General features: G+C 41.4%; 8 protein-coding genes. 1 reads left to right on the plus strand and 7 read right to left on the minus strand.

What is annotated here, in order from left to right:
• Positions 1 to 17 precede the first annotated feature (17 nt).
• The 3 genes from pta to folP form a co-directional block, all read right to left on the minus strand.
• Entirely contained in the window at positions 18 to 1,031 is a 1,014-nt protein-coding gene (pta, locus tag DW083_RS10535) for a phosphate acetyltransferase (protein WP_115499986.1), read from the minus strand.
• A 134-nt stretch (positions 1,032 to 1,165) separates the two neighbouring features.
• On the minus strand, positions 1,166 to 1,951 hold the full coding sequence (gene cdaA, locus DW083_RS10540) for a diadenylate cyclase CdaA (RefSeq protein WP_115499985.1): 786 nt from the start codon (positions 1,949 to 1,951) through the stop codon (positions 1,166 to 1,168).
• A gap of 4 nt (positions 1,952 to 1,955) precedes the next feature.
• Complete coding sequence (folP, locus tag DW083_RS10545) at positions 1,956 to 2,792, minus strand: dihydropteroate synthase (protein ID WP_122332342.1); 837 nt, start codon at positions 2,790 to 2,792, stop codon at positions 1,956 to 1,958.
• 96 nt (positions 2,793 to 2,888) lie between these two features.
• Between folP and murF the strand changes: the two genes are divergently transcribed.
• Entirely contained in the window at positions 2,889 to 4,175 is a 1,287-nt protein-coding gene (murF, locus tag DW083_RS10550) for a UDP-N-acetylmuramoyl-tripeptide--D-alanyl-D-alanine ligase (RefSeq protein WP_122332343.1), read from the plus strand.
• Positions 4,176 to 4,283: 108 nt separating this feature from the next.
• Here the strand turns inward: murF and DW083_RS22770 are convergent, their stop codons facing one another.
• From DW083_RS22770 to DW083_RS10575, 4 genes are all read right to left on the minus strand, one after another.
• Complete coding sequence (locus tag DW083_RS22770) at positions 4,284 to 6,752, minus strand: glycoside hydrolase family 88 protein (protein WP_233552153.1); 2,469 nt, start codon at positions 6,750 to 6,752, stop codon at positions 4,284 to 4,286.
• Between the two features lie 37 nt (positions 6,753 to 6,789).
• The gene (locus DW083_RS10565) at positions 6,790 to 8,697 is read right to left on the minus strand and encodes a RagB/SusD family nutrient uptake outer membrane protein (protein ID WP_122332344.1); all 1,908 of its coding nucleotides are present in this window, start codon (positions 8,695 to 8,697) and stop codon (positions 6,790 to 6,792) included.
• Between the two features lie 18 nt (positions 8,698 to 8,715).
• Complete coding sequence (locus tag DW083_RS10570; RefSeq protein WP_122332345.1) at positions 8,716 to 12,207, minus strand: SusC/RagA family TonB-linked outer membrane protein; 3,492 nt, start codon at positions 12,205 to 12,207, stop codon at positions 8,716 to 8,718.
• A 143-nt stretch (positions 12,208 to 12,350) separates the two neighbouring features.
• Entirely contained in the window at positions 12,351 to 13,337 is a 987-nt protein-coding gene (locus DW083_RS10575; protein ID WP_122332366.1) for a FecR domain-containing protein, read from the minus strand.
• Positions 13,338 to 13,350 lie beyond the last annotated feature (13 nt).

Genomic DNA, 13,350 nt, shown 5'->3' on the forward strand with positions numbered 1-13,350 from the left:
TCTACGGCCATATATCTTTATTTTGCGGCTTTCAGACCGATAGATTGGTTGCAGGCAATGGCTACCATCTTATAGATATCGTCTACGGAACAACCGCGGGACAGGTCGTTAACCGGAGCAGCCATACCCTGCAGGATAGGGCCTACGGCTTCCGCACCACCCAGGCGCTGAACCAGCTTATAAGCGATATTACCTACTTCCAAAGTCGGGAATACCATGACATTGGCCTGTCCGGCTACTTCACTGCCCGGAGCTTTCAGGGAAGCTACTTTCTCAACCAGGGCGGCATCGGCCTGCAACTCTCCGTCGATCTTCAGTTCGGGAGCCATTTCTTTTGCCAAGCGGGTTGCTTCCACAACTTTGTCCACCATTTCGTGGGATGCACTGCCTTTTGTAGAGAAGCTCAGCATGGCAACACGCGGTTCCATACCTACGATATCGCGGGCCGTAGCAGCAGTGGCGATAGCGATGCTTGCCAGTTCGGGAGCTGTCGGGTTCGGCATTACGGCGCAGTCGGCAAATACTAAAACACCGTCTTTTCCATACTGCGGAGTTTTTGTAAACATCAGGAACGCACCGGATACGCAGCTCATGCCCGGAGCAGTCTTGATGATCTGCAAAGCCGGACGCAAAACATTACCGGTAGTGTTCTGTGCGCCGGCAATTTCACCGTCGGCGTCACCGGATTTAATCATCAGGCAAGCAAGAAACAAAGGATCTTCTACTAAAACGGCAGCCTTTTCGGGTGTCATTCCTTTCTTCTGACGTAACTGGAAAAGCAGGTCGGCGTAAGCGGCTTTCTTTTCGTGATTCTTCGGATCGATAATAGTAGCTTGTCCAATGTGGTTCAGCCCGTATTCAGCAGCCAGGCTGTTGATTTCAGCGGGATTGCCAATCAGGATAATGTCTGCAACTCCGTCGGCCACTAAACGGTCGGCAGCTTTCAATGTTCTTTCCTCTGTTCCTTCGGGAAGAACGATACGCTGTTTGTTTGCTTTAGCGCGTGCAATAATCTCTTGCATTAAGTCCATAGCGGAAGATCTATTTTATTATTATGTTGTTAGTTTGATACCACGGTTATCGGGTACAAAAGTAGGCAAAATGTAATATGGAGTTTGCAAAACCGGCAAAATATTTATAAGCCGACCTGCCAGTTTCAGAACATTTAACAATAATTTGTCACTTCTTTCTCTCCCGACAGGATTTGTTGCAAGTCTTCAGCTGTGACGTTTACTTCTATCTTGCCATTATGGGCTACCGATATCTTGCCCCGTTCTTCGGAAACGATGATTACCAAAGCATCGGTCTCGAGCGACATCCCCAGTCCGGAACGGTGGCGGAGTCCCATGTCTTTCGGCAGGTTGGCGTTCTGGGCTACCGGAAGAATACAGCCTGCCGCCTTGATACGGTTATCGGCAATGATCATCGCCCCATCATGCAAAGGGCTGTTCTTGAAAAAGATATTCTCGATCAAGCGGGCATTGACATCGGCATTGAACATCTCACCTGTATGCTCGTAAACGGTCAGGTCCACATCCTGCTGGATACAGATCAGGGCGCCGGTCTTTTTCTTCGCCATATTCATACAGGCCAGGACAACCGGAGCGATAAATTTCCCTTCGTTTTCATTCTCATGGCTCTTCTTGGTAAATATCTTTCCCAGGAATTTCCATCCCCGGTGCGAACCGAGCGCCACTAAGAAACGGCGTATCTCATCCTGGAACAGGATCACCAGCACCAGGAAACCGACACTGATAAACTTATCGAGTATGGCTCCCATCAGACGCATTTCCAGCACCTGGGATACCAGAATCCAGACAACGATAAACGACACGACCCCACTAAAGATAGCTAATGTTCCGGAATTCTTCATCAGCTTATACGTCTGATACAAAAAGAAAGCCACCAACAAGACATCGATCAGGTCTTTTACTCCGAAATTCATCCACATAGTTTTATTGTTTCAACTGATTAACAATCTTCACTGCTTCCACCGCCGCCCGCACATCATGTACCCGCAGAATATCCGCTCCGTTCATCAGGGCGAAGGTGTTGAGAACGGTTGTCCCGTTCAGACTGTCGGCTGGTGTGCCGCCCAGAAATTTATAGATCATGCTCTTGCGGGAAACACCAACCAGCAGGGGAAGGCCAAACTCGCCGAACTCGCGCAAATGGCTCATCAAAGCATAATTCTGGTCCACCGTCTTGCTGAAGCCGAAACCTGGGTCCAGGATGATATCATTCACACCCAACAGGCGGAGACGGCGAACTTTAGCGGCAAAATACAACATGATCTCCTCCATCATGTCCGCATAATCCGTATGCTGCTGCATCGTCTGGGGAGTACCCCGCATATGCATCATGATATAAGGCACATGCAAACGGGCAACCGTATCGAACATTTCGCGATCCAGCTCACCGCCCGAAATATCATTGACAATCGCAACGCCGTATTCCTCAACGCACCGGCGGGCAACATCCGCCCGGAAGGTGTCGACAGACAAAGGCGTATCGGGATAATGCGCGTTTAATATCTTCAAAGCAAAAGCCAACCGGCTCATCTCCTCTTCCGGTGAAACTTCCACCGCATCCGGACGCGAAGAATATCCCCCGATATCGATTATTTGTCCTCCTTCGGACAAAATCGTCTGTATGCGTTCTTCAATAGCTGCCTCGGTCTGTTTCCGGCTGTCGGCATAGAAAGAATCGGGCGTGATATTCAATATTCCCATCACCAACGGTGTTTCGAGCGAGGTAAGCGTTCCTCTAATATTGAGCGTTTTATGCAACATTCTTATTTTTCTTTCCGGCAAAGATAAAGGTAAATACATTAAATCACTACATTTGCGCGAAATAACTCTTATAGAATTTGCAAAGGAGAATATGCTATGACTATTTCAGTACTTTATGAATTGTTTATACACAATCCGAAAATAACAACAGACAGCCGTAACTGTCCGCGTGGCTCCATCTTCTTTGCCCTGAAAGGTGAGAAATTCGATGGCAACCAATATGCAGAAAAGGCATTGGCCTCCGGTTGCGTGTATGCAGTAATAGACAACCCGGACTATTTCATCGGAGAGCGTACGATCCTGGTGGACGACGTGTTGACAGCTTTACAACAATTGGCGCACCGCCACCGCAAAGCAATCGGCTGTCCCATTATCGGCATCACCGGTACAAACGGGAAGACGACCACCAAAGAATTGTTGGCGGCAGTCTTATCGACAAAATACAATCTGCTCTACACCGAAGGCAACCTCAACAACCAGATCGGTGTACCGCTCACTCTGCTCCGCCTGACGCATGAGCATGAGATGGCCGTGATCGAGATGGGTGCCAGCCATCCGGGCGACATCAAAGAGCTTGTGGATATCGTACAACCGAACTACGGCATCATCACCAACGTCGGCCGCGCCCACCTGGAAGGTTTCGGCTCATTCGAGAATATAATCAAGACGAAAGGTGAGTTATATGATTATATACGCCGTACAAAGAACAAGATATTCATCAACCAGGACAACAAATACCTGACGGAGATCGCCAAGGGGATCGAACAAGTCACGTATGGTTCCGATGACACAGCCTTTGCCTGGGGATGTGTGGTCAGCAGCAATCCGTATCTGACCTTCGAGTGGAAACAGCAGGGCAAAATCCACACAGTGGAAACCCACCTGATCGGCGGTTACAACCTGGACAACGCGTTAGCAGCCGTTGCCGTCGGCCGTTTCTTCAAGATCCCGGCAGAACGCATCAGCCGCGCCATTGCCGCTTATGAACCGACAAACAACCGTTCGCAACTCAAAAAGACCGACAAGAACGAACTGATCATAGATGCCTATAACGCAAACCCCAGCAGCATGAAAGTCGCCCTGGACAATTTTGCCGCGATGCCCGTTTCCCCCAAAGCATTAATTTTAGGTGACATGCGCGAATTGGGCCCGACAAGCGACGAGCTCCACGCCGAAGTCATCGCCCGCATCAAAGAAGGCAACTACGACAAAGTATTCCTCTGCGGCGAACATTTCCAAAAAGCCGCCGGCAACGACTTCGCCACCTTCACCACAACGGACGAACTGATTGAAGCCCTGCGCAAGAATCCGCTGAAAGGGTATTATATATTGATAAAGGGGTCGCATTCTATGAGATTAGAAAATATGGCAGAAATTTTATAGAAATCTTCGATGTATATTATTGTAGGCTTGACTCATTAACTTGTGACTATTAAGCTAATGAGTCAAGTCCGCAATAACACAAACAAAAGACACTCTCTCTTTAAAAAATTACTTAGACAGATGTATCATTTCACTTCCAGCTAATAAAAAAGCGCCGGAACCATAAACCTCCCAACTATCTGCCGAAAAGTTTTTCCTCGGATCCGCTCCAATTGGTTGTACCCATCCAACACGCCCATCTTCATTTACACATCTATTTAATCCAATCCATGCTTTTTTCGCCGCATTCAAATAGAGTTCTTCTTTTAATAATCCACTATTAACACCCCAAGCTAAAGCGTAGCAGAAAAAGCCAGAACCGCTGACTTCTCCTCCTGGGTAAGACTCCGGGTCAAGGAGACTCGCCCTCCACAAACCATCTGCCTGTTGTAAAGAGACGATACGAGCAGCCATTTCCTTGAATAATTGTTCATAAAAGCTTCGTTTCGGATAATTAGCAGGCAATTCTTGTAATATGCGGACCAAGCCTCCCATAACCCAACCATTGCCACGTCCCCAAAAAATCAATTTCCCATTAGCTTCCTTTCTATCCTCTTTAGTCCCTTTAATAACATATCCTAAATCACGAGCAAAAAGATGTTCTTTCTTATTGTACAGTAAATCATAACACTCTTTAAAACATTTATCACTATATTCTAAATACGAATTATCATTTGTTACAATCCCCAATTTTACTAATGTTGGAGGTGCCATGAATAAAGCATCACACCACCACCATTTTATTATATCTTTTTTCCCCGAGGTCGGATAAGGTTCTTTTTGAAAACGTGCTAACGCATCAATAGTAGCCTTTAACATTTCAGGACGCTTCTCTTTACGATATAAATCAATATACATCTGGCTGATTGCTATATCATCTGCATGAAACCAACGTTTCCCTGGTTGCCACTGAGTTGAATCATTCCCTACTGCCATCATTGCATTATATATCTTTTTAGAAAGAGTTGTCTCCCATGCAGCATACACTCCTGCATAAAAAGCTCCATTCGTCCAATCCGTTTGTTTATGCCGAGGGTGTTCTAACTGCCAGTCTGTTACTTTAATCATCATCTTCCTAATATAATTCTTCTTAAATAAATGAGCATTATTTTGAATATCCAGATGTGATAGATTAGATGCATAATCTACATATTCAGGCCTTTCCCATTCTTCCCTCATATTATAAGGTAGACGATAAACATGGCCCTTCGAATCGGCAAAATAAAAGTTTGATATACTCAGACAATCAGGATTTCCATCTGCCCAATATGTATAGAACGGATCTATCGCATTTACCGGACGACGCATATACGAATGATTACGAGGACTATCTTTCGTATATACACGCTCTTTTTCCCATGTTTTACCTGCATTCGTACTTATCCATGATTCAACTTCTCCACCAGTACCCCAATGTTGAGGTCCTATTCCAGTCGGGGCTATGACTCTCCAAAGATCCCCCTCCACATAAAGGCTTCCTGAATCATAGTTATGAGTTGAGGTCGTAATCGGATATTGTACCCATTCTCTACCTGTCCAGTAGGCAACGAACCATTCGCGAGGCCCATGTTTAGGCCCTGGTAAATGACCATAACTGGTTAAATACAGTACTATTGCATTCCCGTTCTTATCAAAATTAACATCTTTAATATAAAGATTTTGCCCTTTTGATTCAGCATCTATAACCCGACACGGACTGTCTTTATCCACAATCGGTAACTCAATTGGAGTACCATCGGCCAGAGTCCAAGTTTTCCCAAAATCTACTGTTTGCAAATAATACATATTTGTACGAGTATCACAATCTCCGTTTTTATGACGATTAAAAGTCGTCACCAGTTTATTTCCATACTGACCTGTAATCTGATAATGTCCAGACTTGTTTTCTCCCTCCGGAATAATGGATGCAATCTGATGATAATCACTCCACTGTAATCCATCTGGAGAAGTTCGGTAAAACAATCGCCGAACACCATCATAACGGGTACAAAACATAAAATGCCCTTGTCCTTCCACCAAGCGAGGCTGAGGATAAGCCATTATATCTTTAAAACCTGTCGATTCAAACTTTGAAATATCATAAGGTTTCACACTCTTATATATAAATCCGGGGCGATGATTTCCCCGTCCTGCAACATAGACCCATAAATATCCCTTCTCGTCAATCAAAAGAGCAGGATTATCATGTGGGTCATCTACGCCTTGTTTATCATAAACGACTGTCGGCTTACAGACTTTACCTGTTGCATGGTCATAACAACCTATCATACAAAGTAGATACCTCTCATTCTTATCAATAGTTCCACCAAAAACAAAAAATGTTTTATTGGTTTCCGGGGAGTATATAGCCATTGGGTTATGCTTTACCGTATAAGTTCCCAGCCCTCCTGAATATTTAGAACCATATTCGGATTTCTGGCCCAGATCGAACCATATGGGTCTATATCCATCTATTTTATAGTTACTATATTCACCTTTCTTTTGCGCAGAAAGAGAACAAAAGCTTAATAAAAAGAGAAACAATAATATTTTTTTCATCTTCAAAATGTATTAATATAAATTTCTTATTCAATCATTAATACCCTTCAATTTGCGGAGATACAGGAGCAACTGTTAACAGCTCAGCATTCTTCTCTGCTCCAGGATAACCAATATTCTGATTAATCACTCCATTTACGTTCGACACAATAGCTTCTTCAGGAATTGGCCATAAAACATGATGAACACTTATCTGATAAGTATACCACGAAGTCGTAATATGTTCTCTATAGAAATTATTCTTAGACATTACCCAATCCCACCAAAAATTAACTCCTGGCTCCTTCACATTCGCACCAATTCCTCCGGGACCGGAGAAATTTTCCAATGAATATGTACGATTAAACACTTCGCAAGTTTTACCAAATTTTGCATAAGTATATGCTATACGCACTAATTCAACATGGCGTAATTCTTCATAATACAATTCTCGTGCACGTTCGTTTAATATTTCTCCGATATTAATATCTGCAGCCGTCAACGGATCAGCGCCAGCACGGGTACGTACGACATTCAACATTTCTGCAGCTTGAGTTTTCATATCTTTCCAGTAATAACATTCTCCCAGCATCAAATAAACTTCCGCTGATCGATAGATGTACCAGGGAGTCTCTCCTCCATACCATTGTGTAACCGTTTCTTTCTCGGGAACAAATAATTTATAATGTGGCCATTGAAACCAACACATAATGGAATCATTCACACTGATATTAGCATTTTTTTGTAGATTTTTCCTATACCAGGAGTTTCCTGATTTCTTTAAATCCGGATTATTATACTTCAAATCTTCCGTTCGTCTCCAGCTATCGCGATTATAAACCCCTCTCAAATCATTTTTTTCTTTCTCACCCCAAATCTCATATTGAAAATAATTGGTCGGTCTCGCTTTACCTGTACCACGCCCATACACACGATTAATATCCAAATCCGGATCCTCACGTACATCATCTGCTATGGCCGAAACATTCCAGGCAGTACCCGTTTTTCCATCAGGTGTTATAGTTCCCTGGCCCCCTGTGTTCCAAGAAGGGACCCCGCACCTCATTGTATAAATACGTACAGAACCGTCTATATCCGGATAAGAAGAAGTATAAAAAATCCCCTCTGTATTACTCATATCCAACTTGGCTTCCACACTATGTAAGTCATGCATCAGATTTGTTCGAGTCTTATTTTTGTTCGATGTAAAACGTTCTGTCATTAAAGGATGATTGGCTACAATTTCATTTCCTATTTCAATAGCCCGATCAAACTTTCCTAAACTCATACATATTTTCATCAACAAAACCCCACAAGCATCTTTATTTACTTTTCCTCGTTCAGCTTCAACACGTACCCATTTATAAGCAAATTCCATATCAGAATATAGACGCTCTAAAATGCTCCATCTATCGCTCGAATAATAATCTGTTTTAGGTTCTGTAAGCTCTTCATCCAAGAATGGCACGTTCCCAAATTGGTGTACAGCTCTATAATAACGATAAGCTCGATGAAAAAAAGCAGACCCTAATATATGATTACGATCCTCTGGGTTTTGCCATTCAATATCATCTATTCGAGAAATAACCGTATTACAATATTTAACAACATTATAAGTGTAAGTCCAAAACCAACCAACCTGCGTATAATCTGTTCCTGTTAATTTTGCACTTGGAAGAAGAGCTTGATCCATATCTTGTTGTGGCCCGGTCTTATTGGTTGTTCCGTCCACGCAGATATCCGATTGTATCATTTCTGTTACTATAGGTGCTCCATCACCATAAAATTCACTAACAATATTCCTCATGCATGCTCCTAAAGCCGATTCGAATCCAGCAGCATCAACATATGAATTTTCAGGAGTATAGATTGATAATGGTTTTGTATCCAGCCAACCATCACTACATCCAAAAAGCGATATTGCGGCACAAACCAAAAGTTTCATTTTATATCTATTAATTTCCATAATTTATTCTGTTTAAAATTATAATGTAAAGTTTATACCTAAATTAAACGATCTTGGAGACAAACTGCCATTTTCCGGATCCCAGAAAGTCCAATGAGGAGACCAAACAGCAACATTACGGGCCGTAAGAGTCAATCTCATACTTTGAACTGAAAACTTCTGCAGGAAGTGTTTAGGTACATTATATGAAACGGAAACATTATCCAAACGTAAAAAAGATTTTTTCACCCAGTTAGTTCCCGCATTATAAGAACTGATTCTTGCATAATCATTGGTCGGATTATCTTTGGTCCAGCGAGGCATATCATAGGATGAAAATTTGTAAGGAGAGCCACTATTATAATTTGCAGCTTCGTTAAATGCGCCATAATGTCCAAAGTAAGAATACATTGTAAAAGATACTGTAAAATCCTTATGTATCGTAAAATCATTTCTCATAGACCAACGATAACGAGGTGTTTTGTACCCTTGAAATACCTTATCCTCTGTATTCATAACTCCATCTCCATTTTGATCTTTATATTTAAAATCACCAGGTTTACAACCATAAATTGCAGCCTCTTTTTCTTCTCCCAACTGCCATACACCCAAACGCTCGTAGGCCCATATCCGATCCGGATCTTGTCCGATAAACCACTCATTATTCGGATCATCCGATTCTTTTTTTCCTACTACATTTCCACTACCATCCAAAATATCCTCCATATCTCCATAAAGTGTAACAATCTTTCTTCTGTTCATGGAAAACGTTGAAGAGGCAGACCATTCAAAATTATCCTGCCTAAAAATATTTGCATTCAATGTCAATTCCAACCCTTTATTTCTAAGCTTTCCCAAATTTGCCGTAACATTAGCAAAGCCTGTTATGCTTGGTAAAGAACGTTCTACCAACAAGTCTTTTGTTGTTCCCGAATAAACTTCTAATGAACCACCAATAATATCATTGAATAAAGAAAAATCCAATCCTAAATTATAAGACTCTGTCCGTTCCCATCGTAAATTATTATTAGCCATTGTATTTACATAAATATAAGTCGAGGTGTAAACAGTGCCGTCCGTCCCAATATAAGTCAAAGGATTCGTTTTCATATTAGATAATGCAGCATATTGACCGATATCACGATTTCCGTTCTGTCCCCAAGAAAAACGAAGTTTTCCATAGTTTAGCCAACGGTTTGCTCCTTCCATAAACTTCTCCGATGTAAAAACATACCCAAGTGCAACAGATGGAAAAGTAGCCCTTTTATTATTAATGCCGAATGCAGAATAACCATCTCGACGAACCGAAGCTGTCAACATATATTTATTTTGAAAGGAATAAAAAACACGTGCCATTAAAGCATCCCCTGTCCAATATGTATCAGAGCTTTGATTGGTTGGATTTAAACCTGAAGACAGATTATGATATCCTAAAACATCACTCGGATTAAAATCATAAGTTGATGCAATAGTTGACCAAGTTTCTTTTTTCTCAGCATTAGCCAATAAGGTCAACTCTAAATTATGTTCTTTATTAAATTCCTTTTTCCACCGGAGTATATTATCTACAGTCCAATGCGACTTAATATCGTGCTGACGTTCAGATGTTCCCCCTTTAGTTTCGACCTCACTATCCGCATATTGATGATAAAATCGATGATACCACTGCAAATAAGGAGTATAATTCAACTGATATTCAATGCCAAAGGGTAATTGAACTTTTGCATATAAATTTGCATTCAATGAATAATATTTTTTTGTTTGATCTCTGTATTCACGCGGATACAAAGGGTTCGTTGTCATATTGTCTCCTGCCACATAATAGCGGTACAGGCTTTCAATATCGTCTAAATTATTAGATGCATAAGGTGAATTTTTTGCCATTGCTTTCCAGTCTACCGATTGTGAACTTTCATCCCGGATAGCAAAATTAGCATTCATCCCAATCGTTAGAAAATTTGTTATCTTAGAATCGAGATTCAACCGAGTACGAAGATTCTTATAATCATCCCCTACTATTATACCATTCCGATCCACATAACCTAACGACCAATGGTAGTTTACTTTATCCGTCCGATTAGATACACTTACCGTATAATCCTGCTGTAAACCTTTATGAAGAACAAGATCGGCCCAGTTTGTCTCTATTCCTGCTATATAGTTATCAATTTCCGGCGTATAGAGTTGTAATCTGGAAAGCCATGCACGTGTCAGTTCCTCATCTGAAACAGATGATACCGGCGTTTTTTGATTATAATTATACCAATCTAAAGGATTAACACCTGTTCCGTCCAACTTAAAAGGGCTCGTATAAATTTCGGGATATTTCGTCAAGTAGTCACTTGAACTATTTCCCATTTGATAATCCTGCCTGTATTTTAAATATCCTTCACCGTCCAAAATAGGCATTTGATTTGCAGATTGAACAAAACCTACATTTGCATTAAAAGTAACAGTCGCGGAACCATCCTTTTTACCTTTACCTTTCTTTGTTGTAATCACAATAACCCCATTAGCAGCTTGCGAACCATATACAGCAGCAGAACTTGCATCTTTCAAAACATCAATGCTCGCCACATCATTGGTATTTATATCAGACAAAGAACCATAATAAATAACCCCATCTACAACAATCGTCGGACTCGATCCTGCGGTCAATGTATTTACTCCACGCACTTGAGGTGTCAAATCTCCCTTTGCAGATGTCGACATTCCAACATTCAAACCGGCAGCTGTTCCACGCATAAGATCTGTTATATCGCGAGGAGCCTCCACTTCCATTTTTTCTGCTTTCACACTTGCAATAGCCCCAGTCAAGTCACGACGTTTCGCGGTTCCGTAACCAATTACGACAACCTCTTCCAAGGCTTGTGTGTCTTCAATTAGTACAACACGTATAGGGCGTCTATCCTTCACTTCTATTTCTTGTGACAAATATCCAATATATGATATGACCAAAACAGCTTTATCGGGTACTTGCATAGAAAAATTCCCATCAACATCGGTAATGGTCCCAACAGACGTACTTCCTTTGACTACAATATTTGCGCCTATAATTGCTTCGCCACGATTATCAGTAACCGTACCTGAAACAATATTTTTTTGCTGTGCACCGGATAACATAAGCTCCACCCCATCTTTAGGAGAAAATAATATGTAAGAACCATCAAATACATATTTTATATTTGTTCCTTCAAACGAATTTTTGAGCACATCTTCCAGAGAGATTTTATTAAGATCCGAAACTTTCGTTTTTTGTTGCTTGAATGAAATTACTTTATTGACATCCACATCTTGATTTCTAAACACCACCAAATAATCAGTTTGTGCTTCGATTTCTTTTATTAGTTGACGAATCGTCATGCTATTCCGGCTGAGTTTGATCCCAACATTTTGAGCTCCAGCCTCTTCTGCCATCAGCTGGCACACACATACAAACAATAAGAAAAGTGATATCCTCATAATCCTTACAATATTTTTAATGTGTTTATTATGCACAATAAAGGCATATAACAAAGTTTTTATGTACATTTGCTTACAGTTTAAAGTGAATACTAAAAATTACGACTTGTGTTTGCTTTAACTCCGGCGGCAGTTGTTGGTAGCTTCTGCCGCTTTTGTTTTTTATTCTACTGTTCTTTCATCATAGGCTATAAATTTTAATGTTTGACATGCTATTTTTTTAAGGTCACTGTATTTCGTTCAATATCTTTTTCCACTTTAAATTTCCGTATCTGTTGTAATACACGGAATACATCGTCCAAGCTATCGCGTTGCCTGAATTTACCGGTATAGGTTTCTTTGAATAAGGAAGTATCTTCTATGATGATCTTCACATCATAATAAAGTTCCATCTTTTTCAATATATCAATCAAAGGCTCATTCTCGAAAGCATAAATACCATCACGCCACAGAAAATGATCCTGCAAGCGGATCTTTTCAACTTTCATTTTGCCATTTGAAACAGTCACCTGTTGGTCCGGCTTTAAAAGGATCCCTTCGCTATCCTTACCCGAAAAGCACACACGGACGGAACCTTCCAATAAGCTGGTCTGCACATATCCGGCTTCCGGATAGCTATATACATTAAACTGAGTGCCTAAGACCTTCATGTTAACATCATGCGTAGAAACAATAAAAGGTTTGGAAGGATCTTTTGCCACTTTAAAGAATGCTTCTCCTTCTACCTCTACTTGTCTTTTTTCACCTGTAAACCGGGCCGGATAAGTTAATTTCGACTTCGCATTCAACCAAACCTCCGTTCCATCCTGCAACACTAATTGCGCCCGTTGTCCGGCAGGAGTGTACAAGGTGTTCATCACATTTGCCGATAAATCATCAGACAGTTCCGACCGCATAGACCAATAGGTCAAAAGACTTGAAGAAATGATCAAGACTAATACCGCCGCAGCATATCCTATCCTACGGAACCATTGCTTCCGTACCTTATAACGCTGTTTCTGCAAAATGAACTGATCGAATTTCTGCCTGCCCATTATCTTGTTTTGCATCTGAAGCCCCAAGTTCAGCAAAGCATATTGATTCTGATATTCGGCAAATTGCCTTTTCAGGTCCTCACACGCTTCAACATCATGCAACAGGGATAAACGCTCCTCCGGGGAAAGTTCTTCATAAAAGTATTTATATATTCGTTCGTTCATATTTTCCGCTTTT

The organism is Parabacteroides sp. AF48-14, from assembly GCF_003477465.1.
Lineage (GTDB): Bacteria > Bacteroidota > Bacteroidia > Bacteroidales > Tannerellaceae > Parabacteroides > Parabacteroides acidifaciens.

Excerpts from the sequence above, each read along its gene's own strand:
- DW083_RS10565 (WP_122332344.1), bottom strand. The coding sequence starts at position 8,697 with ATGGAAATTAATAGATATAAAATGAAACTTTTGGTTTGTGCCGCAATA.
- folP (WP_122332342.1), bottom strand. The coding sequence starts at position 2,792 with ATGTTGCATAAAACGCTCAATATTAGAGGAACGCTTACCTCGCTCGAA.
- DW083_RS10570 (WP_122332345.1), bottom strand. The coding sequence starts at position 12,207 with ATGTACATAAAAACTTTGTTATATGCCTTTATTGTGCATAATAAACAC.
- murF (WP_122332343.1), top strand. The coding sequence starts at position 2,889 with ATGACTATTTCAGTACTTTATGAATTGTTTATACACAATCCGAAAATA.
- pta (WP_115499986.1), bottom strand. The coding sequence starts at position 1,031 with ATGGACTTAATGCAAGAGATTATTGCACGCGCTAAAGCAAACAAACAG.
- cdaA (WP_115499985.1), bottom strand. The coding sequence starts at position 1,951 with ATGTGGATGAATTTCGGAGTAAAAGACCTGATCGATGTCTTGTTGGTG.
- DW083_RS10575 (WP_122332366.1), bottom strand. The coding sequence starts at position 13,337 with ATGAACGAACGAATATATAAATACTTTTATGAAGAACTTTCCCCGGAG.
- DW083_RS22770 (WP_233552153.1), bottom strand. The coding sequence starts at position 6,752 with ATGAAAAAAATATTATTGTTTCTCTTTTTATTAAGCTTTTGTTCTCTT.